Annotated in this window: 19 protein-coding genes; 9 read left to right on the plus strand and 10 right to left on the minus strand. The window is 41.0% G+C overall.

Going from position 1 to position 25882, the window contains the following annotated elements; all coding sequences use genetic code 11:
- Positions 1-768: a FlgO family outer membrane protein gene (locus ACKLNX_RS14390; protein ID WP_412972867.1), complete on the plus strand. Its 768-nt coding sequence runs from the start codon at positions 1-3 to the stop codon at positions 766-768.
- Here the strand turns inward: ACKLNX_RS14390 and mnmC are convergent.
- Entirely contained in the window at positions 751-2850 is a 2100-nt protein-coding gene (gene mnmC, locus ACKLNX_RS14395) for a bifunctional tRNA (5-methylaminomethyl-2-thiouridine)(34)-methyltransferase MnmD/FAD-dependent 5-carboxymethylaminomethyl-2-thiouridine(34) oxidoreductase MnmC (RefSeq protein ID WP_412972868.1), read from the minus strand. The two genes, ACKLNX_RS14390 and mnmC, sit on opposite strands and share 18 nt — an antisense overlap.
- 434 nt (positions 2851-3284) lie before the next feature.
- Here mnmC and fabB point away from each other — a divergent pair, with 434 nt between their 5' ends.
- The 5 genes from fabB (at position 3285) to ACKLNX_RS14420 (ending at position 11673) form a co-directional block, all read left to right on the plus strand.
- Positions 3285-4499, plus strand: coding sequence for a beta-ketoacyl-ACP synthase I (gene fabB / locus ACKLNX_RS14400; protein WP_412972869.1), 1215 nt, complete (start codon positions 3285-3287; stop codon positions 4497-4499).
- Between the two features lie 121 nt (positions 4500-4620).
- Positions 4621-5769, plus strand: a complete 1149-nt coding sequence (locus ACKLNX_RS14405; RefSeq protein ID WP_412972870.1) for a 4-phosphoerythronate dehydrogenase — start codon at positions 4621-4623, stop codon at positions 5767-5769.
- Between the two features lie 52 nt (positions 5770-5821).
- Complete coding sequence (locus tag ACKLNX_RS14410) at positions 5822-6838, plus strand: aspartate-semialdehyde dehydrogenase (RefSeq protein ID WP_411694027.1); 1017 nt, start codon at positions 5822-5824, stop codon at positions 6836-6838.
- Between the two features lie 153 nt (positions 6839-6991).
- Positions 6992-10558, plus strand: coding sequence for a FimV/HubP family polar landmark protein (locus tag ACKLNX_RS14415; RefSeq protein ID WP_412972871.1), 3567 nt, complete (start codon positions 6992-6994; stop codon positions 10556-10558).
- A gap of 5 nt (positions 10559-10563) precedes the next feature.
- The gene (locus ACKLNX_RS14420; protein WP_411694025.1) at positions 10564-11673 is read left to right on the plus strand and encodes a GGDEF domain-containing protein; all 1110 of its coding nucleotides are present in this window, start codon (positions 10564-10566) and stop codon (positions 11671-11673) included.
- A 6-nt stretch (positions 11674-11679) separates the two neighbouring features.
- Here ACKLNX_RS14420 and ACKLNX_RS14425 read toward each other — a convergent pair whose 3' ends face one another.
- The 8 genes from ACKLNX_RS14425 to ACKLNX_RS14460 form a co-directional block, all read right to left on the minus strand.
- On the minus strand, positions 11680-12036 hold the full coding sequence (locus ACKLNX_RS14425) for an outer membrane protein assembly factor BamE (RefSeq protein WP_411694024.1): 357 nt from the start codon (positions 12034-12036) through the stop codon (positions 11680-11682).
- 110 nt (positions 12037-12146) lie between these two features.
- Positions 12147-13820 carry a DNA repair protein RecN gene (gene recN / locus ACKLNX_RS14430; RefSeq protein WP_411694023.1) on the minus strand — a complete coding sequence of 558 codons (1674 nt, stop codon included), beginning with the start codon at positions 13818-13820 and terminating at the stop codon, positions 12147-12149.
- An 86-nt stretch (positions 13821-13906) separates the two neighbouring features.
- A complete protein-coding gene (locus ACKLNX_RS14435; protein ID WP_412972872.1) occupies positions 13907-15094 on the minus strand; it encodes an anhydro-N-acetylmuramic acid kinase in 1188 nt (395 codons plus the stop codon).
- On the minus strand, positions 15094-15969 hold the full coding sequence (gene nadK, locus ACKLNX_RS14440) for an NAD(+) kinase (RefSeq protein WP_411694021.1): 876 nt from the start codon (positions 15967-15969) through the stop codon (positions 15094-15096). The genes ACKLNX_RS14435 and nadK overlap by 1 nt, the downstream gene beginning before the upstream one ends.
- Before the next feature lie 87 nt (positions 15970-16056).
- The gene (locus ACKLNX_RS14445) at positions 16057-16836 is read right to left on the minus strand and encodes a 3-hydroxybutyrate dehydrogenase (RefSeq protein WP_412972873.1); all 780 of its coding nucleotides are present in this window, start codon (positions 16834-16836) and stop codon (positions 16057-16059) included.
- A 63-nt stretch (positions 16837-16899) separates the two neighbouring features.
- On the minus strand, positions 16900-17946 hold the full coding sequence (locus tag ACKLNX_RS14450; RefSeq protein WP_412972874.1) for a PHB depolymerase family esterase: 1047 nt from the start codon (positions 17944-17946) through the stop codon (positions 16900-16902).
- A 13-nt stretch (positions 17947-17959) separates the two neighbouring features.
- Positions 17960-19222 carry an E22 family MetX-like putative esterase gene (locus ACKLNX_RS14455; protein ID WP_412972875.1) on the minus strand — a complete coding sequence of 421 codons (1263 nt, stop codon included), beginning with the start codon at positions 19220-19222 and terminating at the stop codon, positions 17960-17962.
- A gap of 12 nt (positions 19223-19234) precedes the next feature.
- Entirely contained in the window at positions 19235-20530 is a 1296-nt protein-coding gene (locus tag ACKLNX_RS14460; protein ID WP_411694018.1) for a GntP family permease, read from the minus strand.
- Between the two features lie 216 nt (positions 20531-20746).
- On the opposite strand from ACKLNX_RS14460, the gene ACKLNX_RS14465 reads away from it, so the two are divergent.
- The 3 genes from ACKLNX_RS14465 to ACKLNX_RS14475 all read left to right on the plus strand — a co-directional run bounded on the left by ACKLNX_RS14465 (position 20747) and on the right by ACKLNX_RS14475 (position 24657).
- Positions 20747-23038: a TonB-dependent receptor gene (locus tag ACKLNX_RS14465; RefSeq protein ID WP_411694017.1), complete on the plus strand. Its 2292-nt coding sequence runs from the start codon at positions 20747-20749 to the stop codon at positions 23036-23038.
- A 159-nt stretch (positions 23039-23197) separates the two neighbouring features.
- The gene (locus tag ACKLNX_RS14470) at positions 23198-23839 is read left to right on the plus strand and encodes a response regulator (protein ID WP_411694016.1); all 642 of its coding nucleotides are present in this window, start codon (positions 23198-23200) and stop codon (positions 23837-23839) included.
- Positions 23840-23967: 128 nt separating this feature from the next.
- Positions 23968-24657 (plus strand): crotonase/enoyl-CoA hydratase family protein, encoded by a 690-nt coding sequence (locus ACKLNX_RS14475; protein WP_412972876.1) that lies wholly within the window; start codon positions 23968-23970, stop codon positions 24655-24657.
- 114 nt (positions 24658-24771) lie between these two features.
- Here the strand turns inward: ACKLNX_RS14475 and ACKLNX_RS14480 are convergent, their stop codons facing one another.
- Positions 24772-25872 (minus strand): GGDEF domain-containing protein, encoded by a 1101-nt coding sequence (locus ACKLNX_RS14480; protein WP_412972877.1) that lies wholly within the window; start codon positions 25870-25872, stop codon positions 24772-24774.
- Positions 25873-25882 lie beyond the last annotated feature (10 nt).

Consider the following 25882-nt stretch of genomic DNA (forward strand, 5'->3'; position numbering starts at 1 on the left):
ATGAATGCAAAAATCAAGTTTGTCGTGTTAGCCGCCAGCGTTGCATATCTCAATGGCTGTGCAGTGAGTAAAATGTTGATGGCGGGCTATGAACCACCTGAAACCATCGCTGATATTTTGCGAGGACAAGAAGGAGGCCAAGCGCTGAACGAGGATATTATCCCGAAGGGACGTTCTGGCATTTCGTTGGGTGATTACAAAGGTGACTTGTCTGCTGATTCAGGGATGCCTCAAAACAATGAAGAAGCAGCAATAATGCAGCCTTGGCAGACGCCTTCTACTCTGTTTCGTCCTAGTTTTTCGCATAAATCGCTAGAAGATTATGCTGCTCAGTTGTCTATGCAATTATTAAAAAACAGTGCTGGTATGAAGAAGGACGACCGCATTGGAGTAGCCTCATTTGTGCGCTTAGATAGAAGTTTGCAAAACACTAATATTTTAGGGAATCAATTAGCTGAATATTTTATTTCGGAAGTTCAGCAGTTTGGTCTCTCCGTTGTTGATTTTAAAGTTAGCAGTGCGCTAAAAGTAACTCAAAGAGGCGATTTTATTTTTTCTAGAGATTCAATTGAATTGGCGCAAAACATGGAAATGGATCATATGTTATCCGGCACTATGATTGATAAACCAAAAGGCGTGCAAATTAATGCTCGTATTATCTCAATTGACGATCGTAGAGTCGTCGCTAGCGCATCAGTGCTAATTCCACACTTTATTGCTGATGGCTTGCGTCCTAATTACGTCACTCGTTTATCGTCGTCTGATTAAATCGCGGACTAAAAAGCGATTAGGGTTGAGCGCATTTAACAAATTATTATCAAGTGGAAGAGGCTGCCCGCAGATTTGGCTCACTAATATTTCCGCCATCAGTGGGGCAGTTGTCAAGCCCCGAGAGCCTAAACCCGTCAGAAGATATATATCGGGCTTCACTGAAGGGATTGGATAATAGCTCTCTGCTTTCGCTTTATATAATTCGTGCAATTCGCGTTTTTGAACTTCTACTTCAGGAAAGCAGCCCACCGCAGGTAAGTGATCTGGAAGACTGCACCTAATTGCGGCTCTGCCTTTTAAGTTCTCGTCGCTGTACTCACTCTTTAAAATGTCATTTTCAGCTGCATTATCATAATCTTTATTCAGTTCTAGTTCGCTCGACCAAGTAGCCTTACTCAGCGCCAATTTGTGCATGTTCAAATTCAGTATGCCTTCACTGTCTCTGTAGGCAGTATCTAAATCATTTTTCACATAAGTAGAACCCATTGCGTGATGAGCATCATTTGCCGGGGTCATATATCCTTTGTGACACAACACAGTATCAAGCTTTGAAAGCTGAGCATTTGTGGGAATACGCTCCACCTGACCTCGTGTCATTCTGAATGGTAAATTAAGCTCTTTGAGCAAGTGTGATTCTGCTCCACAGGCGAGAATCACTATGTCTGCGTCAATTACCTTATTTGAGTTCGTTTCGCTTTGATTAAACACAAGTTTTGATGACTGGCCGTCCTCTCTAGAGAATATTTCAATTAGCCTATGATCAAGGTGCAGCTCAAAGTCACCATCGCTTGCAGCTTGCACGCAGGCTCGAACCAAGTCGGGTGGCGACAACCATCCGCCCAACGGCAAATATAAGCTGGAATATGGAATATCAACATTCGCGATAGTTGAAGCTTGTTTAGGTTCGAGCCAAGTGACGAGTGATTGAGGCCATGTTTGGTTACGGATCATTGCCTGATAACGACTCGTGACATTCTCATTGAAACAAAGCTGCAGGACCCCACACCATTGATGTTTGAAACTGTTGCCTTCACTTATCAGTTGGTCGTAGAAGCGACGAGCGTACAAAAAACTATGAGCATGAATTTGACTAGCGATACCGGCTTCAGCATTTAGTTGAGGGTAAAACCCTCCTTGTTCATTGCCAGAAGCTCCTTGGGCAAGGTGAGTATCAGCACAATATAAACTGACTTTCTTCCCTGCTTGAATCAGTTTGTAAGCACAAATTGCGGCAGCTATTCCCCCGCCTACAATGGAGACATGTTCCTTCTTCTTATCTGCCAGTGAAAGAGTAGGAGTATGACGGTGATAAATAGGTGCTTGCCTGCTTATTAAACGGGAGGCGTTTTCAATCGATAAGTTTCCAACTAGCATTTCACGCTTTCGACCAAAGCCCTTTTGTTTATGGACAGCAAAGCCGGCATCTCGTAATCCACGTTTCACGACGCCAGCGGCAGTAAAAGTCGCGAAGCTTGCATCTTCACGACTTAAGCGTTTGAGTTGAGTAAATAGAGCGATTTGCCACATAGAATCATTTTTGCTAGGCGCAAACCCATCCAGAAACCAAGCATCAATGCGGCCATTGAGGTGTGAATGAGTCTGTGTAAAACCATCAGTCGCATCACCAAGCCATAAATCTAAAACAACAAGCCCGTTGAATAAGTGTATCCGGTGCATACCCGGCAATGGAATGGGATATACGCTAATCAAATCTTGACTAAAATCGCTAAGTTCTGGCCATAGGCTGAGCGCTTTAATTAAGTCTGCTTTACTTAACGGAAATTTTTCAGTACTAAGAAAGTAAAGTTTTGTTAACGGTGATGTGGGGTGTTTCTCTCTAAATGCTTGAAACTGCTGAGCTGCAACGAGTAAATTGAGCCCCGTACCAAATCCTGTTTCGCCAATGTGGAAACTGGACTCAGTCGATGCAAGCCAACGTTCGTTAAGTTTGTTGCTGTCGATAAATACGTATTGCGTTTCTTTTATGCCGCTGTCGTTAGAGAAGTATACGTCGTCAAAGGTACTCGCTACAGGTGTTCCGTTTTCGTTAAAACTAATGTTGGCATTGGAGATTTTCAAAAAACACCTGTGATTCAATAAACTAGCGTGGTTTGTGTGTTGAAGTATAACATGCTAAATAGGCCTGAGACAGTCAACATATTAAACAACAATTGGAGCTTCAGGCTATAAAAACGTCGGCAATATGAAAGTTATGAAATTAGGGCTTCCAGCAATAATAACTGCCAATTGAAATAGTAATTTTGATCTGAATTAAACCCGCTTTGTTAGGTGTATCAAACTTTTTAAAGTGAAGTTGGTCGAACAAACACTTAAATTTTTTAAATATCAGACCACTTTGATAATTAAAACCGTTACTATAGCGTTCACAAAGACGAATGCGTAATGCAATAAATAAAATGGAATGGTGGTTAATTGTTAGCGTTAGCTTGTATTTAGACGCCTTTCTAACTATAAAAACAAAGATGAATTCGCAATAATATATTAGGTGAAAAATGAGAAGAGCAGTGATTACTGGCCTTGGCATCGTATCAAGCATAGGCAACAATAAGCAGGAAGTAAGTGAGTCGTTGAGAGCTGGCCGTTCAGGCATTACTTTTTCCCAACAATTCGCTGACATGGGGCTAAGAAGCCAAGTTTGGGGTGACCTCAAAATTGATTTGGCTGAGCATATTGATCGCAAAGCACTCCGCTTTATGGGCGATGCTGCAAGTTACGCATATATCGCAATGAAACAAGCGATAGAAGATGCAGGTTTAACGGAAGAGCAATACTCAAATGAAAGAGTCGGTATTATTGCTGGTTCCGGTGGTGCATCTTCTGAAAACCAAGTGATTTCAGCGGATACATTACGTGAGAAAAGTGTAAAGCGTATCGGTCCATATATGGTAACTCGCTGCATGGGCAGCACAGTTTCAGCTTGCTTAGCGACACCGTTTAAGATTAAAGGCGTGAACTATAGTATTTCTTCCGCTTGCGCGACGAGTGCGCATTGTATTGGTAATGCTTTGGAAATGATTCAATTAGGCAAACAAGACATGGTGTTTGCAGGCGGTGGCGAAGAGTTGCATTGGGCTTTATCGAGTCAATTTGATGCAATGGGTGCCTTGTCAACTAAGTACAATGATGATCCAACCAAGGCATCGAGAACTTATGACGCTGATCGCGATGGTTTCGTAAGCTCTGGTGGCGGCGGTATGGTCGTGGTTGAAGAGCTTGAGCATGCACTTGCTCGTGGCGCAAAAATTTATGCTGAAGTTGTAGGTTACGGAGCTACATCTGACGGTTACGATATGGTGGCACCGTCAGGTGAGGGCGCTGTCCGATGCATGAAGCAAGCTCTTCAAGGAATTGAACAGCCTGTTGATTATTTAAATACACACGGTACGTCTACGCCGGTAGGTGATGTAAAAGAGTTAGAAGCGATTCAAACTTTATTTGGTGAAAATAGCCCACCGATGAGTGCGACCAAATCTCTCACTGGCCATGCGCTGGGTGCTGCGGGCGTCAATGAAGCAATTTATAGTATCTTAATGATGGAAAATGATTTTATAGCTCCCTCAATCAATGTAGAAAACTTAGATGAAGCAGCCATAGGTCTGGATATTGTGACGGAAACCAGAGAAGCGAAACTAGATTTAATAATGTCAAATAGCTTTGGTTTTGGTGGTACAAATGCGACTTTAGTATTCAAAAAATACCAAGCCTAAACGAGTTGTTACTCCGGTGTTGCCGGTACTCAGTTGTTTTAAATATACTAAAAGCCATTCTTTGTTGAATGGCTTTTTATTTTGACAACATAATAACGATAATTGAATTTGGAGAACATTTTTGAATATTTTGTATGACGCCGCAATGCCATATGCGGAGGCGTTTTTTTCAGAGTTCGGAAATGCTAAAGCATTCGAAGTAGGTGGATTAACACCAAACACATTAATTGATATTGATGCGCTTTTCGTGCGCTCAACAACCAAAGTAGACGCAGAATTATTAAAGCAAGCAAATCGCTTACAATTTGTCGCCACTGCTACGGCTGGTTTTAATCATCTTGATACCGCTTATTTGGATTCACAAAATATAAAATGGTATGCAGCAGGCGGCTGCAATGCTGTTGCTGTAGCTGAATATGTGCTCAGTGCTATCTTTCAACTCGCGCTTGAAGATGGATTCGACCCAATTGAGAAAAAAGTCGCTATTATTGGTGCGGGCAATGTAGGTAGTGCTTTATCGAAAATCCTCGAAGCATTTTCGATAGACTTCATATTGTGTGACCCTCCATTGGAAGCGAAAGGAGACGAGCGAACTTTTGGGCATTTTGATGAGGCAATGCAAGCAGATATAATTTGCCTGCATACGCCACTTGTTAAAGATGGTGAATTCCCAAGCTATCACATGTTTAGTAAAAATGAATTTGAGTCGCTTAAGCAAACACAATATCTAATAAACGCGTGTCGCGGCGAAGTTGTTGATAATTCAGCACTTTTAGCTAGCTTCATTCAGGGTAAAAAACTTAATGTAGTGTTAGATGTTTGGGAGAACGAACCCCTCATTAATCATCAGTTAATTCCCTACACTCGGCTAGCAACTGCCCATATCGCAGGTCATACTTTGGAAGGTAAAGCCAGAGGGACTTCAATGGTTTATGACGCGTTTTGCCGCCATTTGAATAAACAAATCGTATCGAAACTAGAACAATTCTTACCTGATTTTAAAAATAAGCTACTAGTGAATTCGTCATCACCATCTTTTAATCAATTATTTCATATAGTTACGTCTATTTATGACATCAAAAAGGATGATGGTATTTTTCGCTCTCGCATGGCAAAATCAGAGGCGTTTGCTGAAATTCGAAAACACTACCCAGTGCGTCGAGAATCTAGTGCTGTAACGCTCAAATTTTCGGCTAAGGAAGACAGTGAAAATTACAATAAGAATGTGGCAAAAATAGCCGCGTCGATAGGGTTTAAAATAGCCAACTAACGATAGTCGTTTCACCCTTTTCTTAATTACATATTTTTGGAGATATTTACCCATGTCGCAAGCGTTCGACGTCGCCGTATTAGGCGCCACTGGCTTAGTTGGTCAAACAATGATGGATTTATTGGAAGAGCGTGATTTTCCAATAAACAAACTTTACCCACTCGCAAGTGAGCGTTCAGCAGGTGGCACTATCAATTTTAAGGGCGAGAAAATAACGGTTCTCAATGCTGATGAGTTCGATTGGTCTAAAGTCCAATTTGGATTCTTTTCTGCAGGTGGTAGTGTTTCTGAAAAATTTGCGCCAATTGCAGCTGAAGCGGGTTGCGTAGTAATTGATAACACGTCGCATTTTCGCTACGAAGCAGATATTCCATTGGTCGTGCCTGAGGTTAATCCTCATGCATTAGCAGATTTTAGAAACCGCAATATCATTGCAAACCCAAACTGCTCGACTATTCAAATGATGGTCGCCTTAAAACCCATACATGATGCAGTTGGAATTGAACGAATTAACGTTTGTACTTATCAGTCTGTCTCCGGCGCTGGTAAGAGTGCGATGGAAGCATTGGCAAGACAAACGGCAGAGTTATTAAATGCTAAGTCAATTACCGGAGATGAGTTTTCTCGTCAAATCGCGTTTAATGTGATTCCGCAAATTGATGTATTTCTTGAAAATGATTACACCAAAGAAGAAATGAAAATGGTGTGGGAAACAAAGAAAATTATGGGCGATGACAGCATACTGGTAAACGCGACTGCTGTGCGAGTACCAGTATTTTATGGTCACGGTGAAGCGATTCATATTGAAACTCGCCAACAAATTGATGCGGAAGCTGTTAAAGAGTTATTGCGGAATGCACCGGGTGTTACTTTGTATGACAAACCTGAGGATTTTCCAACTCAAGTGTCGAGTGCAAGCGGGAATGATTCTGTTCACGTAGGACGAGTTAGAAATGACATTTCGCACTCTCACGGAATTAACCTTTGGGTTGTCTCTGATAACATTAGAAAAGGTGCTGCAACCAATAGTGTGCAGATCGCCGAGACTTTGATTAGAGATTATCTGTAAATTAAAATGTTAAAATGCCGATAAGCTATTGTTGTGCTAACAAAATTCAATAGCTTTTCGGTAAAAAAGTGTCTTTGTCAGGTACTGAGTAGTATTTTTAGCTTGGCGCAACAGGCTTAAACAACCCTAAAATGGAGAGTCGAAACAATTACTATGAAGTGGTCTTTAATACTCATTCGTGCAATGCTTTTCGCTGTATTAAGTTTTTCAGTGGTTGTCGCTGCAAATGCGCAAGGAACGCAAATTCAAGGTCCTCGAGATGCCGCTGATGTTTATTCAGGGGTAGTTTATGGCCCGATAGATCAGTCAGACACATTGTGGGCTATTTCAAACCAATATCGTAAAAATCAGCAATTCACTGTGTATCAAGTGATGATGGCGATTTACGAGCTTAACCCAAGAGCCTTTGTTAACCGTAATTTTAATACCATGGTTAACGGCTCAATGTTGCAATTACCTACCGACCGTTACATTGCTAGAGTAGACCCTCAACGAGCTCGAGCGAAAGCTGAAAGAGACGACCTTGCATTTTCAAAGTTAACAGGGCGAAGTGGAGCGAGCAACAATGAGAGTTCTCCCGCTGAATCTGAAACGGAAAATTTAAAGTCCGAGACACCTCTAGTAAACAAAAAAGAGTTAGATGAGGCTCAACAGCAATTTCAACAACAAATAAATTCTCTCAAACGTCAGCAGTCGAGCCTGGTCAATGATTTTAAACAGCAGTTAACTGAATCAATTCAAGCAACTCAAGCTATTGTTGATGACAATAAGTTAGTGCTCGAAGAATTAGCTAAAAAGGATCAAGAGTTCATTGCCCTCAGAGCAGAACTTAGCGAAGACTTCCAGGCTAAGCTAGATCTGCAAGATATTCAAATTCAAGAGTTACGCGAATTTGTCGCCCTAGCAAAAATGAAAGAGCAGGAACGGGAAGCTAGCTCATTAATCAACATCATTAAAGATCCAGTCTTCATTATCAGTGCAACAACGGTTGGTTTTTTATTGGTGTTTATTCTTATTGCATTGGTTTTGTTACGCAAGCCGGCTAGTGCTGAAGATAGCATTGAGGTCGAAGGTGAGGATTCAGATCATATTGAGTTAGACGATCCATCATCTAATGACGCTGATGAATTACTTGCAATGTTAGAAACAGAGGACGTAACTGACGATGAGTTGCTAGACGATATATTATCAGATGAATTAGAAGAGTCGATTGACGAAATTGCTGTTGATACAGACGACTTTGGCGATATTGATGATGAAATGTTGGTACCCGATCAAACTGACGCTAAAGCCAATGATGATTTAAGTGATGCACTTTCTGAGCTTGATAATGACGATATCAGCCTAGATGGGGATGAACTTGATTCGGACTTGGAGGGCATTGACCTCGATGATGATGACATAGACCTCGATGGTGACAGTGATTCAATAGATCTAGACTCTGACAGCGATATGGAATCAAAAGCGGATTTGGATGATGAACCGCAAGAAGTCGATATCGATAGTATTTTAGATGAGCAGAAACTAGATATCGATCAAGTAGAAGCTGATGCTAGCAAAGAACTGAATGAAAGTGATTCTGCCAGTGAGGGTGATTCTGACGCTCAAATTAATAACGCAGATGATGATGAACAAACTGAAATAAGTATTGATGATTTATTAGAACAAAACTCACTTGATAGTGATGTACCAGCAGGCGTTGCAATGACCCCTGCGGATGAAATTGATGAAGATATCATTGAACAGATTGGTGCAGAAATATCTGAAAAGAACATTGAGATAAACACCCTAACTAACAGTTTTGATGAAGACCTTGCAAACAACAACTTTGAAGATGACGAACTTGACGTTGAGACTCAAGAAGATGAATTGGATTCTGACAGCAGTGATGGCAGTGAAAGTTTAGACAAACAAAAATCAATAAAGCCCCTGGATGATCTGACTATCGGGCTTGAAGATGATATTGCAGATGCTATTGCCAACGCGGAAGAAGAGAAATCTCTTGAATCCCTTGAAAACGATGAGCTTGATGATCCCCTCAGTGATGAGCTACTTTCAGAGTTGGGTGCCGAACAACCGGACGAGAAAGACCTAGATGTAGAAGAGTTATTATCTGAGCCTTTAGAGGACAGCGAGAAGCAAACTAAATCAGACCGAGATTCTGAAATAGAAGATAGTTTCAACGAGCTTCAAACCGGCACAATCAGCTTTGAAAAGAACGAAGAGCTTGCTGATGTATTAGATGAATCAGAGTTAGGCGACAGTTTAATAGATGATGAGACTTTTGATGCTGATGCTGATGCTGATGCTGATGATGCTGATGATGACGACGGTGTTGATGATGCTGAAGATGCCGACGGTGTTGATGATGCCGATGGTGACGACGGTGTTGATGATGCTGCAGATGCCGACATAGATATCGATGCCGACGAAGCAGAAAATGATGAGCCTGAAGATATTGATATAGATTCAGTCCTTGATGACAGTTTAGATGATTTAATAAACAATCAACTCGACGAAGACCCACTTGATCCAACAGATGATACTAGTGCGGAGCAAGAGCAAGAGCAAGAGCCAAAGCCAGAGCCAGATGATTCGATTGATGGCTTAATTGATGATATTGAGAGTAAGGATGATCAAAGCGCTGAGTTAGATGATATATCTAAGGAAATGCTAGATGAGCTCGATTCAACAGAGCCTCTGGATGAGATTGAACTAGACGATATTGATTTGAGTGCTCTAAAAGATTTAGACATTCAAGATAAGCCATCGCTAGATACGGATTCTAGTGACTTAGAAACAGAAACAGAAACAGAAACAGAAACACAGGGTCGTAATGATTTAGAACTAGAGGATATTCCCAGCCTCACATCAGATTCAATAGACTTAGAGTCCTCAGATGTAGAATCACTAGAAACAGAGCCGCTAGAGTCGGAACCGTTAGAGTCAGAAGAATCGACTATTCAAGATGATTCCAATGAGATTGAATCGAGTGAGCAAGATTCAAGGTCATCCGTTAAAGCAGATAGTGATATTGAAGCGCATGAAGCTGATGATGATTTATTGGACTTGCCCGACCTTGATGATTGGTTAGATGACGATGAACCCAGCTCAGGTAGCGCAATTGAAAGTGACATTGAAAATGAGAGTGATCTTGAACTCGCCAAAGCCTTGGATGAGTTTGATAGAAATGACTCTGAAGATGATGTTTTACGCGAAATTGAAGAAGCTGATTTTGACTCATTATTGGAAGAAATGGGCGCAATATCAGATGAGAAAACAGCCGCTGAAATTGACAAACTTTCACTTGAAGAGCGCGATGAAATTGAACTCGACAGCGATCTTAGTGAATTAGACTCTGATTCCTTAGACAATCCCGACCTGGATTTAACTGCTTTATTTGATGAATCGGCTGACGATAAATCGAAAGGGTACATTGATGTTGATAGCCTCTTAAAAGAAAGTGAAAATTTAACGCCAGCAACGGACGATGAACTTGCTCTTGATTTGGATATGTCTTTAGATAGTTTCTTAAATGATGACGCCGAAATAGATGTTGATTTAGATGCTGATCAAGCAAGTAATCTGGACTTAGCCAGAGTATATATAGACATGGAAGACAATGATGCTGCCATTGAAGCCTTAGAAGACGTAATGGAAAAAGGTACCGATGATCAGAAAGAAGAAGCAAAAGCATTGTTAGAGCAGTTAAAAGGATGATGTAGTTGAGTTCCGACAATAACAAAGTGGATACAAACTCCAGTTACAACCAAGAATTAGATAACTTTCTAAGTCAGTCGACTCTTGTTTTTAAGAAATGGAGCTTGTTTGGTTGTTTGCTTATTTATGTAATGTTCACGGTCATAGATTATTTTCGCTTTCCGCCTGAAACTTATAAAATTACCATTCCACTTAAAATTCTTTTCGTGATTCTGCCTCTTATCGTATCTATGTATCTCCATTGGTTTCGTGATGTAAAATCCATTCGTGCTCACATGAAGTTGCATTTATTTATTTACTTCAATGTTGGTCTGTTGCACATCATGATATTTGCTTTTGCAAAGACACTGTTAGATTCACATTTCTCTGAATTAGGTTTCGTACTTCTAATCCTATTCGGATGCCTGATGATGATGTTGCCAGTTGCTCCAACTTTAATTGTGAGTGCGGTACTATTGTTTACCATGTTCGTCGTGAATGCTCTTAGTGACCAGAACATGATGGAACTAGTGTTTCGGATGACGATTTATTCATTGTTAATGTGTTTGTGTCTTATCGTTAACATAAGCCTACATAGATTACTTATTGCCAATCATAAAATTATACAACAGCTTTATGGCGACTCAATTACCGACCGACTAACGGGATTAAAGAATCGTCGCTACTTTGTGCAACAAACGATCGATTTAATTGAAAAGGCCAAGGCTGAGAAGAAGAAAATATCTTTACTGGTCATTGATATCGATAATTTTAAAGAAATGAATGACAAACACGGGCATTCTTATGGTGATGACCGCTTGACGAACTTAGGTGAAATTCTGAGGTCTGTTTGTATTCGAGAACATGACTTCCCATGCCGTTTGTCCGGAGATGAATTCGCTATTGTTATGTATGATGCAGAGCAAGCAGATGTTAGTAAGGTCTGCCAAGACTTACTCACAGATATACAGCTTTATGATATGGCCGTTTCAATCGGCACTGTGTCAACGAAAGTTGATGAGCTTACGTCTGATTCGCTTCTCAAAGATAAGTTGTTTGAGGAGGCTGACAAAGCCCTTTACAAGGCAAAAGACAGTGGCCGAAATACCTATTACTCGGCCCCTGATTTAATTTAATCTAGTTTAGGCATCAAGTGGAACGTTGAAATCTTCAGATAGCTCAAAGTCACCGGTGACTTTAATTAACTTTCCATCTTTAAAATTGAGAATAAGGTCCTTTTTGAAGTCTTCTCCACGCTTGCTCATACCGCGCTTCATTTCGTACACGTAGTACCATGTGTCTCTATTAAATGAATCTTCAATCACTGGGTTGCCTAAGACAAAAATGACTTGTTCTTTAGTCATACTGATCCTTAGCTTTTTCACGTCTCTATCGTCAAGATAATTCCCCTGAGGGACATCTATTCTATATATCCAGTTTTTACAAGCGGAGGTTGTTAATATCATTGCAGCAATGATCAGTACGTATGTTAACTTCATTTAATAGTCCGAATTAATAATGCTTTTATTTTGTATGGCAAATGCCAACATTTGTGGGCACAGATGCTACCCACTAATATCAGACCATTCAACTCATAATTAGTTCTAATTTACAGTTTTAGTAGGTCTTTTGCATTTGCGATAGCAGTATCGGTTAATTTATCACCAGCAAGCAGCCTTGCAATCTCATTGACACGTTCATTATCAGTTAACTTCAGCATTTTCGTTTCGGTTGAATCGCCATCAGTTAACTTGGTTACAAACACTTGATTATGCCCGTGTGCAGCAACTTGTGGTAAATGTGTTACACATACAACTTGAGAAGCTTCTCCGAGTTTTCTTAATAAACGGCCAACAATTGAAGCTGTAGGGCCACTAATACCAGTATCGACTTCATCAAAAATCATAGTAGGTATCTGATTACCACTTGAGGTGATAACTTGAATAGCAAGACCTATTCGAGAGAGTTCACCACCAGAAACGACTTTGTCTAATGCGTCGGCTGGTTGACCGGGGTTGGTTGTCACTTTTATTAATATATTATCGTTACCATGCGGAGTAGGTGATGCTGATTCATCGTAGTCAACATCAATGAATATCTTTGCGTGAGCCATATTCATGTCTTTTACATGTGATTCGATCTTTTTAGCAAGCACCTGGGCACTTTGTTTTCTTGATTCATGCAGTTTAGCTGCAGAGACTTCATACTCTTTGCGAACCTTTTCACATTCTTTCGTTAGTTCATCGAGGCTATTTTCATCTTTCAGCAATTCAGCATACTCATCGGCAAGTTGCATATGTGTTGTGTATAGATCTTCAGGTTTGACATGATGCTTTCTTGCAAGCTCCATGGCTTCCGCATACCTTTGTTCTACTTGCTGCAATTTCATGGGATCAATTTCTAACTGATCACAATAGTGACGAATTTCTTGAGCTGCTTCCTCAACTTGAATAGCCGCTTCGTTGAGCATATCAACAATAGGACTCAGTGTCGGGTCATGTTCTTGCAATTCACTTAAGTTATCTACGCTGGTCTGTATTGCTGACAATGCGTTAAAATCTTCGCCCTCGTATAATTGATAAAAACTTATTTGCGCCTGTTCTAATAGAGTTTGACTGTTGCTTAGTCGTTTATGCTCTAGTTCAAGTTGTGCGAACTCATCCTCGCCAATGCTGTAGTTATCTAATTCTTCAACTTGGTATTCAAGCAAGTTTTTACGGTCGTTGCGCTGCTGCTGAGCAGAGAGTAATTGTTTTAATAATTGTTGTTTCTTACGCAAACTTTCATAAGCAACAGTCACATTTGTGAGTTGTTCTTTATGCCCCGCAAAGCTATCCAGTAACTTTCGCTGATTATCAGGCTTAAGTAATTGGTAGTGAGCATTTTGTCCGTGGATGCTAACTAAATATTGACCAAGAGATTTAAGTTGATTCAATGATACTGCGACGCCATTGATAAATGCTTTTGAACGTCCTTCCTTGCTTACTAATCGTCTGATGAAGCATTCATGAGGGGCATCTTCTTGAAGTAGCTCGTTGTCTTCAAGCCATGCTTTCGCAAGTGGGACTTTAGAAATATCGAAGTGGACAACAACTTCCGCTTTTTCAGCTCCTTTGCGCACAGATGCGGCATCGGCTCTATCACCAAGACATAGGCTCAAAGCATCTATAGCGATTGATTTTCCTGCGCCGGTTTCACCGGTGATGACAGTTAGACCGTGTGCAACATCAACGCCAATTTGTTTAACAACAGCGAAATTTTTAACTGAAATATGAGCAAGCATTGTAGAATTACCAAATTATTTTAACACTGGTAATATATACAGTGTTTCAAACAGTGTAAAGATCAGTTTTTACGATAATACTAATTTTATTTCGGAAAGGAGATTTTGCCCATACTAACATTCGGCTGGTTTTGCTTATTACTTTGAAATGCGATCTGATTGCCAGCGACACATTCGTTTGCAAGGACAGCAAACAATATCGCTTCTTTAGCGTCTAAGTTCATACCTAGTTGATCAGTAGAATGGATAGGACGTGAAAGAAGCTGATATAAATTATCCACAAGAAGCGGGTTGTGAGCACCGCCACCACTGATATAAACGCTTGTTTCACATGGTAAAGCATTGATTGTTTTCGCAATTGCATTCGCTGTGAATGCATTCAATGTTGCCATCTGGTCAGCGACGCTCATTGATAGTAATTTTGCGTCTTTTAATTGACTTTCAAACCACTCGATATGAAAAGTTTCTGGCCCTGTTGTTTTTGGTAAAGGTAAGTCTAAAAAAGCGTGACTTAATAAACGCGACAAGAGGTTCTCATTCACATTGCCTTGTTTGGCTATGCTCGCGTTCTTATCATAGTTTAAAGACGTATGCCTGCTAGCCAGAGCATCCATAATAGTGTTGCCCGGCCCGATATCAGAGCAGATTACATCTTGAAATACAGAGTTCGAAGGTATGTAGGTAATATTTGCGATACCTCCAATATTGACTAAGCTGCGGTCTTCCTCTGCACTACTAAGCAACAAGTAATCACCATACATTGCAAGAGGCGCACCTTCACCACCATGTGCGATATGTTTTTGTCGAAAATCGCTCACGGTGAGTATGCCCGTAATAGCAGCAATATGATCGCCGTCACCTATTTGTAGAGTACTATTGAGCTGATTTTGATTTCTGTGCAACGATGAAGGCCGATGATAAATGGTTTGTCCATGACTGGCGATCAAATCAACGTTTTGCTTAGGCACATTCCATTCATTCAAGGCTTGATTAACAAGTTCGCCGTGCAAGATGCCAATTTCCGCATTCAATAAACAAAGCGCATCTAATGATACATTTTGCTTAGCAAATACTTGCTGAACTGATTTTTTAAAAGCATTGCTGTATTGCTTAGTGGCGAACTGTTTACATACCAACTTCGTCTCTTTGCCATGGCCTGACACTTTGCATAAGGCAATATCAAGCCCATCAAGCGATGTCCCGCTCATTAAACCAACTATGAGACGCTCATCCGCTTTCGCTAAAGTATGTAGCTTTTCAATGTGGGCTAGCATTAGTAAAGTTTGCTACCCCAATTAAGCTTTGTACGAAGCACATTGAAATAATTATAGTCTGGTGGATGAACCAAATTGAGTTTGTCTGGATTCTTACGAATACGCACTTCGTCCCCAGGTTTCAGAGAAATTACGATGTGGCTATCGCAGCTTACTTGGAGGTTGTCTGTATTAACGCCAGATACTTTTAGTGTGATTTCACTATTAGCGTCTACCACAATTGGTCTGCTGGTTAGCGTATGTGGAAACATTGGAACGAGGGTTAGGGCATTTAACTGCGGCATAAGGATCGGACCGCCACCAGATAAGGAGTATGCTGTCGATCCAGTTGGTGTGGCTATAATTAAGCCATCAGAGCGCTGACTGAACACAAATTGGTTATCGATATATAGCTCAAATTCCATCATATGAGCAACTTTACCGTGATGCAGAACTATCTCATTTACGGCTGCATTGGTATGTTGATGTTCGTCATTTCTAAATACGCTTGCTTCTAATAGGAATCGTCCTTCTCGTTGCACGTTCCCCTTAAATATGTGCGCTAATTGACGACTTATATCTTCAGGGTTAATGTCAGTTAGAAAGCCAAGATTGCCCCTATTTACACCAACAACATCGGTATCATATTTCGCTAGAATACGTGCAGCACCTAGCATGTAGCCATCACCGCCAACAACAATGGCAAGTTCAGCTCGTTCGCCAATGGTGTCGAGATCGCATACCTCGAGAGAACGGTCATCGAGTTCTTCCCCTATGCGTGCTTCTACCAAAATAGTACAGTTGCGCTGCTTTAATTCGGAAACAAGTGCGTTGAGACTTACCCGGCTGCCTTCATGGTCAGTTTTACCAATAAGGCCAACGGTTGAATAACCCATTAATTGTTCTCTGATAATTTAGTATTCAAATGTGACTTAACTTTTACCCAATTGAGACTGAGTTGCAAGCCAAATTTGAAAACTAGATTATCTAGCGGTCCATCCACCATCTAAAATTAATGTTTGTCCGGTAATATTTTTCGCTACACTGCCAATCAAAAACTCTGCCGTTTGTGCTAACTCTTCAATTTCGATAAAGGCTTTTTTAGGCATCGGTTCTAGCATTATTTTGTTGACTACGTCCTCTTCAGACATGTTGTTCTCTTTCGCCTGTGCTGCAATTTGCTGCTCAACTAAAGGAGTTTTAACGTAGGCAGGGCAGAGAGTATTAATTGTCACATCAACGTCACCGGTCTCTAAAGCCATGGTTTTAGCGAAACCTAATAGGCCATGTTTTGCTGCGACATAAGCGGATTTAAACGGTGAAGCTATAACGGAGTGAATTGAGCCGACGTTAATAATACGACCAAAATTTTGCTCACGCATATGGGGTAGGAAAGCTTGTGTGAGCAGAGCTGGGCCGACTAGCATCACATTAATGAGCATCTGCCATTTTTCAGCTGGAAAATCTTCAAGCCTACTAACGTGCTGTATTCCTGCGTTGTTTACTAATATGTCAACAGGTGTGGCGCTCAGTTTTGCGGGCAAGGCTGCTACTTGCTTAGCATCACATACATTAACCTGAACAGCCTGAGCTGAAAACCCTGCGTTATTGAGTGACTGAGCTGCAAGGTTAGCAGCTTCTATATTGATGTCAGCAACGATTATATGGTGGCCCTTCTTCGCTAAATACTCAGCAATACCAAAGCCAATACCACTTGCACCGCCAGTAACGAATATATTTAAAGATTTGGCTTCACTATTCATGCTTGTTCCTTCTTCTTAATTCGGCTCTTCTTAGTGTATTTACATACTGCCAATCCGGCCGTACTAGCTTTCGTTTTTAATAATATGTGGAATATTGTTTACTAAGCTCATCACTGCTTGTATTTGTTTGCCGTTTTTATTTGCGTAGTCTGCTCCTGTGTAACCCCACCAATCCCAACATGCTTGTGGGTTGAGTGGCATAAAGGCTGACTTCTTAGTTTGAGGATATAACACTACAAGGTTATTTGTGTCAGCCCAAGCATTGAACCCAGCATTTTTTGCGTATTCATTGCCAATTGCTTCCGCATTTTGATTGCAACCGTGAAAGCTTACATGAACATCGCAATTGCCATCTGTTTTACAGCTTTCAGGAACAAACAGGAAGGCATCTTCACCGAGTGTTTCAGCGTGCTCGCCCGCATAATTAGCTTGATTGAATGTGACTAAGTCAAGGCTTAAGGTCTCATTGCTTTTTGTTGATTTAGCACTTTCCAATGGTTTAATGAAGTTTAGTAGCTCACCCGCCGCATCATATTGACAATTGCCGATGAAAGGGGCATTGGATTCACTGCATTCTGCGCCACTGCTCAAGGTAGGCATTACATGCGAGAAAGCTTGGTCAGTAACATACTTAGTGTTACTGGGTTTAAAAATGGTTTTGACTTGCTCAGCTAACTTGTCTGCGACTACACGATTAATTCTGGTGTCTAGAGTGCCATGCAGCATCCACACTTTGTCATTTTCATTATGCTCGGGAGACGCAAGATTATTTTCTTGTTGATATTGAGCAATCGTCGCATCAATGGTCTTTAAGTCAATATTTGCATCTGGGTTGGCTACGCAGTTTTCTAACGCTGCTCCAATGCTACCTTGTGCACAATAATATGGACCTCCAGCAATTAGACCAGAGCCAGTCACTTTGTCCGAATGAGATAAGTGAAACTGCATCGCCATATAAGCACCCGAGGAGAGTCCCGAGACAGTGATGTTTGCGTGTTCACTTTTTAAACTAGCTTTCGTATCTGCTTGACTGCTAGGTCCACTGCAAGATGCAATAAAAAGTGCCGTTAAGGATAGAATACTAGCTTGTTTGTGTCTTAAATATTTCATATTAGCCCTATAATTATTCCGCTAAAAATGCCGCAATAGTGTCGCTGTATTTGTCAATGCTGAGCACACCTTCTAAATGTCCTAAAGGCCCATCAATTTCAGCTATTGCAGTGTTTTTATCCATATTCTTTAGTGCCTTGTGGGTATTGCGAGCGTGGTAAGGCATCAGCAATAAATCTTCAGAGGCAGGTAAAAATAGCGTTTTTGCTGTTATATTTTTTAAGCCTGAGCTCAAGTTTTCTTTTTGTCCAGCAAGAAACAATTGGCAAGCTCTGACCAAATATAAAAGGCTGTTCGCATCCATATTTTCTGCTCGCCCTTTAGCGCGTTGATAGAGCCAATCGTTAATAGCGTGCCGTGCATTTATATCGATTAAGGGCGCTGATTCAAGAGGACTGTGGTTTAAGCCTTTACCTACTTGATTGAAATACTCTGGCGTTAACGCGATTTGCGTAATAAACATTAAAGCAGCCGTTAAGCCTTCTGTTGGCGGTGTGCTACCGTAATATTCGCCATTGTTCCAATTTTTATCTAGTTTGATTGGGATTACCCACTGTTCAAGTGCAGCAGTTGTCCATGCATCACTGAATGAAGCTCCAATGACTGATATCAAACGCTCGACTTTATCTGGGTAAGCTGAAGCCCATTCAATTGCCTGCATTGAACCCATCGAGGGCCCTGCGACTGCATGCAGTTTTTTAATACCAAGCTCGTCAAGGAGCGACTTTTGGGTATTTACCATGTCGCGCATCGTTATAACAGGGAAGGTAAGACCATAGGCTTTGCCAGTCGCTGGATTGATACTCGCAGGGCCTGTTGTAATGACCTTAGGATCTTTCACGCTCAGATTGGCTAGACTATCCATGCTGAGAACAAAATACTTATTAGTATCTATCGCTTTACCTGGGCCAATGATGCTATCCCAGTAACCGCTTGTTGTATCTGACGGTGCATATTTTCCAGCAGCGTGAGATGAGCCCGTAAAGTAGTGAGTTATTAAAATTGCATTCGATTTGTCTGCATTTAATTGACCGTAACTTTCCCAGCCCAAATTAACTTCCTCAATTGTCTTACCATTGAATGTTTTAAAATCTTTTATCTGATGGACATTCTTCTTCGTGAGCAAAGGAGCTTGGACAATTTCAGTTTCACTCGCATTTACTAGCGGATTAAAAGCCGATAATCCAATTGTTAATAACAAAAGAAGAGTTAGTTTTAGTGCTGTTTTTTTAGCCTCTCTTTCAAGAGGCATGGTTCTTTGGATGTCAATCTGCATATTTTTGGGATCCTAGAAAATCATGAACAAGGCTATAGCCATTGCTAATCCTATTAGCGGGACGACAACCGTTAGAGCAGCCATTGGTGCATAAGCTCGTTGATGTGTTTCGTGGCATATAGCACGGATTGTAGTTACAACGTAACCATTGTGCGGTAATGAATCTAGAGCACCTGACGAGATTGCGACAATTCTATGAAGTTCTTCTGGATCTACGCCCTGGTCGAGATAGTGAGGCCCAACGAGTGGCAACGCGATAACTTGCCCACCAGATGCTGAGCCGGTCAGGCCTGCAATTACACTCACAGCGATAGCAGCACCAATTAGCTCATTACCTGGTATTTGAGTCATTATTTCAACCGTGTCTTGAAATGCGGTTGTTGTTTTTGCGATGGCCCCAAAACCAACCACTGCAGCAGTGTTACCAATGGCCATTAAGGCACCTGCAGTTCCAAGATTAACTGCTTTTGATAGGTTTTGAAAGTACTTAAAATTGATAAGCATTAGGGTTAGCACACCAGCACCTAGCGCAACAATGAGCGCTAACTGAGCTAGCGATTCATGTAAGAAAAATGATGTTAATAACACAACCAAAAGTGGAATGAATCCAGTGATTGGGTGAGGGTAGTCGCGCTGTTTAATTTCTGGATCTTCAGGTTTTGCCTCAAATACTTCACCTTCAGAAACCGCCTTGCCAACCATACGTTTTAGCCACCAATAGCCAAACGAAGCCATGAATATCGCAACGACTAAACTCACTTCCCAAGCTGCGAATGGAGAGGTGCCCAAATATTTGATTGGGATCCAATTTTGGATTTCTGGCGAACCCGCTGAAGTCATTGTGAAGGTAACGGAACCAAACGCCATCGTAGCGGGTATGAAGCGTCGAGGTAAATTAGCATCTTTAAATAAGCTTAACGCCATAGGGTAAACTGAGAATGCTACGACGAATACGCTGACACCACCGTAAGTTAAGGTGGCACATGCCGCGACCACTGCGAAAACAGCTTGCTTGTAACCTAACTTAGTAATAATCCACTTTGAAAGCGCATCTGCTGCGCCGGTATCTTCCATGAATTTGCCGAATAGTGCGCCCAGCAAAAACATAAAAAACCAGGAAGCTATAAAACTGGTGAATCCAGACATATATGTGGAAACAAAATTATTGTCACCTATAAATACAGGCAAACCACTAGTTAACCCTACAACTAAAGCGCACGCGGGCGCTGCGATGAATAGGTTCATACCACGAATGGTTAACCATATAAGCAAAGCTAAACCACCTACTAAGCCAATTAAACTTATCATTATTTTTTTCCTAATTGCCGAGAGAATAATCTGTGACCGCAGATTGCTTGGCTTGTTGGCAAGTGTGCTGCATTAGTCGCGCAATGCCCATAGTACGATGGTACTAGTTACCTTTTAACATTTTTATAATAAATTAATAACAGACCGCATTTGCTAGCAACCATTTTTACAATAAAAAATGCTATCAACAAAGACAAGTATTCTTAAGGGGACACAATGAAAACTATAATGAATAAAAAGCCTCAACTCGCGCTTTGTGCGCTTGCTGTAGGCGCAGCTCTATCTGTAGGGGCGCAAGTCCAAGCACAAGAAACACAAGAAGCTAAAGAAGGTAAACTTGAGAGAATTCAGGTAACGGCACGTAAGACAACTGAGAACTTGCAAGAAGTTCCAATCGCTGTCACTTCTATCGGTGCTGCGGAATTAAGAGAAAAAGGTATTTCGGTTATTACTGAAATTCAGCAGTTTTCCCCTAACACGACGCTACAAACTAGCCGTGGTACAAACTCAACTCTAACCGCTTTCATTCGTGGTGTTGGTCAACAAGATCCTTTGTGGGGTTATGAGCCAGGTGTTGGTATTTATATTGATGATGTCTATATGGCTCGTCCTCAAGGTGCTGTGCTAGATCTTATTGATGTAGAGCGCATAGAAGTATTGCGTGGTCCACAAGGCACGCTATATGGAAAGAACACGATTGGTGGCGCTATTAAATACGTGACCAAAGAAATGACTGGCGGCACTGAATTTAATGCTGAAGCAACTGTTGGTAGCTATGCGCAGCGAGATATCAAGCTGACAGGTCAACTGCCAGTGATTGATGACAAACTTTATGTTGGCTTTGGATTTGCTGATCTTAACCGAGATGGTTTTGGAGAGTATTTACAATCTGCATTGCCAAATCAAGATCGTGAGAACTATAACAAAGACCTTTGGGCAGCAAGATTCGATGTAGAATTCAGAGCATCTGACGACTTGTTTGTTAAATTCAATTATGACAAAACCAAAGATACCTCAAATGCGAAAGGCGGCTATCGTTTATTACCTAGCTTGCTAACAAACGCGCCAGTGCCAGATAGCGTATATGATTCATATACTAGCTTACCTACTAGTAACTTAGTTGAGTTGGAAGGCTATAGCTTCATGGTTCGCTATGACTATAATGATGCGTTCCAGTTTAAATATATAGCGTCTCATCGCGAAGGTTACTCACCTACGAATATTGACTTTGATAACACTGCTTTGGATATATTCGACGTTCCTGCTGAATATTCAGACGAAAACAGCACTCACGAACTTCAAATGAACTATGTTGGTGAAAGCGTTAATGTTGTCAGTGGTCTGTATATCTATGATGGCGAGTCTTGCGGAAACTTTGACGCGATTCTTGGCTTCCTTGGCCGTGCGGCTTTCGGTACACCTGGTTTAACTCGTGAAGTAACAGGCTGTAATAATTCTGAAAGTACGGCGGTTTATGCACAAGCAACTTTCCAAATGACTGACGAGTTGTCAATGACCGCCGGTGGTAGATATACGGATGAAGAAAAAACAGCCATCGTAAATAATGGTTTAGTATTTGCAAACGTTTACCCATCTTCTGGTTGGATCCCAGGTTATACAAGACCAGACGGTCAATTGGTACCAACGGTATTAGGTAGCGATTTGAGTGGTGATGGCGTTTTAGATGCTCCGAAAAGCCAAGACTGGAGTCGTTTTACTCCTCGTTTAGGTATTGAATATCAAGCGAATGAAAATACGATGTTGTTTGCAAGTTTCTCACAAGGCTTCAAGTCAGGTACATTTAACCCGCGAGCAACTATTAACGAAGAGGGCGTAAATCCTGAAATCGTTGATAGTTATGAAGTAGGTGTGAAAGCTGATTTAACAGACAACTTAAGAACAAATGTTACTTTGTTCTCGCTTGATCACAAAGACCGCCAGTATGTTGGTTTTGGTGAAGGTAATAGCGCGACTGACTTACAACAAGTCTTAAGAAACGTTGCAGCCACTTCAGCGAAAGGTGTTGAGGCTGAAGTCACTTTCGTAGCGACTGATGATCTTACATTTAACCTAGCATATGGTTACATTGACGAGAAAATTAACAAAAACAATTCAATTCCACCGTTAATCGGCTTGGCAAATACACCGAAATCAACCATGAATATGTCAGCAAATTATGTGATTGACTCAGACATGGGAACGTTTGTGTTGAATGCGGGTTATTATCACAGATCAGACTATTTGTTGTTTGAAACAAGTAATTTACTTGAACAAGATGCATATGGTTTAGTTAATGTGAGCGTTAACTGGGAAAGCCAAGATGGCGATTGGTATGCAAGCTTGCATGGCAAGAACCTTACGGATGAAGAATATCTAGTCGGCGGTTATGACTTCGTCGGTATCGCAGATGATGGTTCTTATTTACCAGGTTTAGGTGGTGATTTAACCTTGATTGGTTACTACGGTGACCCAAGAACTGTTCACCTAACAGTTGGTTATAGATTCTAAGTTTCATGTGTCTCTTAGGGGCTTCGGCCCCTTTTTTCGTTTAAAGGCCAACACTTTAGTCACATTATTAACTCAACAATATAATCACAAATAACTAGTAATTCTTGCACAAAACACTAATATTCATCACGACATAATGTACAAGGCATCAATCTCAATATGGACAAAATCAAAGCCTTAATTGCGGATGATCATCCTTTATTTCGGAATGCGCTAAAACAAGCCTTAAGTGACGCACTAGGAGATGGCCTACTAGAATCTGCCGATTTTCATTCAACCATTGAGCAGCTTAATTTACATAACGATATTGACTTAGTTTTTCTCGATTTAAAAATGCCGGGCAACTCTGGATTGACAGGTTTGAGTCAAATTCGCGCGGAATTTCCAAACATTCTCATTGTGGTAGTTTCAGCAGAAGAAAATCCTTCTCTCATCGTAAAAGCTTTGCAGTTAGGTGCTAGTGCATTCATCCCAAAATCAACATCCCTTGAATCGATTAATGATGCGGTTTCACAAGTGTTAAATGGTAATGAGTGGCTTCCTGAAAATCTTACTCATCTTAGCGAACATGCTTCTTCCGATGCTAATGACGCACTGCAACGTATTGAACAATTAACACCACATCAGTTAAAAGTGCTTAAGATGATGGCTGACGGCTTGCTAAATAAGCAAATTGCCTACGAGTTAGACATTTCGGAAAGTACAGTCAAACAGCACGCTTCAGCTTGTTTACGGAAGTTAAACGTTAACAACCGAACACAAGCCGGCGTTATATTTAAACAACTTATGTCCTTGGATTAAGGCGTTTACAGACATTTCAATACTTTGTGTTTACAATAGTGCCGGAAAGCTTAGCAATGCATTCGGCAGGCTCGGCAACGCATAGATATATACATAATCAAGTTGGAATTAACCATTGGGAGATAAATGTGACTGAACTTGTGACTATTCAAGTTGAAAATAAGGTTGCTACCATTACGATTCAAAATGGCAAAGTGAATGCAGTTTCACATCAAGTCATTGACGAAATGAACGAAGCATTAGACCAAGCCGAGCAAGAGCAGGCTGTCGTTGTAATAACGGGTACGCCCGGCATGCTATCGGCAGGCTATGACTTAAAAATAATGAAGGAAAGTATGAGTGCGGCAATGCAGCTTGTAGAGCGCGGTTCTCGCTTATCTCGGCGCTTGCTCTCTTTTCCGTATCCAGTTGTTGTTGCGTGTACAGGCCATGCTGTTGCAAAAGGCGCTTTCTTACTTCTAAGTGCTGATTATAGAATTGGCGTAGAGGGTGATTTTAAAATAGGCCTAAATGAAGTTGCCATTGGCATGAGTATGCACGATGCAGGTGTTGAATTAGCTAGGGGGCGTCTTGCGCCGGTATTTCTGAACCGCAGCGTTGTGTTAGCTGAAATGGTGTCACCACAAGATGCAGTTGCAATGGGCTTTTTAGATAAGGTGGTTGAGCAAGATGACTTTTCAGCAACAGTTAATTTTATTGCTCAAACATTAACGAAACTCGATATGAAAGCTCACTACAATACAAAAATGAAAGTGAGAGCCGAATTGCTGAATAAATTAGACGCGGCAATTGAAAAGGATAAAGGCGGTAGTTTGTAGTACCCGTTTAACTAGGCGGCTCTGCGAGCATGCAAGAAGTCGCGAGCCAGTAAAAGATTCTATGAAACTGCGGTTTTAGCCTTCAGTTCAGATGTACTTGGCGTGTAAGTTGTATTAATCAGCTATGATAGTGCGGTCTTTGCCCAGTTTTTTAGCTTTATACATACTGATATCAGCACGTTTTATAGTTTCTTCGAATTGCTCACTTTCTTTAGCTTTAGCCACGCCAAAGCTCAGTGTGGTTATATAATCATTTAAACCGTCAGCCTTAATTTGATAACGGACGTTTTTGCGTATTTTCTCAATTAGAATTTGTGCATCGTCCGGTTCAATATTCATTAATATAATTAAAAATTGCTCTCCGCCCCAGCGTGCGACAATATCCGATTCTCTAACGGCTGAATGCAAGTAATCGGCGACCGATGTAATGACACTATCCGCAGCTTGATGACCAATTAATTCATTTATGTTTTTAAAGTTATCGATGTCGGTAAGTACTAGAGTGTAATCTAAAGACTTCAAATTACGACGTTCGCTATAGGTTTGTTTCATCCATTCATAAACAAACTGACGATTTACCGCTCCGGTTAGAGGGTCTTGGTTTGTGAGTTCGTAAAGTTTCCTTTCACTTTGACTGCTGTTTGTCTGAGCGCTCATTAGAACAATGACGAACGCAAGTGCTGCCCAACTAATATTAGCAAATAGGACAAATGGCGTCAGCGTCGGAAAGGCGTATTGATATGTGATATCAGCTGCTAATATATTTAAGGCGGCAAACTTCAATATGATCGTGAAACCAATGATTCTCGATTTAAGCGGTGGAAACAAATTACTTACAATAATCAACGCGGCTACTGGCCAAAGAAAATATTGAAAGCCCATATCTAAACCAAGGAATAGCGTTACTACAATGGCGTGAACAATAACTTCGACACTACCTATTAACGTCGCTAAAACGTAGCGACCTCTTTGATTTTCGTACATAGCAACTAACCAAGTTAGTACACTTAGAACGTTCAAAACCGACAAATAAATTGAGCCAATGCTGAGGAAAAAGAAGATAAAAAGGATATGAATCACGGCACCTAAAAAACAAACACGTTTAAGTGAATTATAAAGGTGGCTATTTTCTTGTTCATTTTCCAAAAGTGCGAACCCAGTATCTAATGGGCTCGCACTTTTTTCGTGCTCAAATTTTTGCGGTGAGGGACACACAATACGACTC

This window comes from Glaciecola sp. MF2-115 (assembly GCF_047250385.1).
Lineage (GTDB): Bacteria > Pseudomonadota > Gammaproteobacteria > Enterobacterales > Alteromonadaceae > Glaciecola.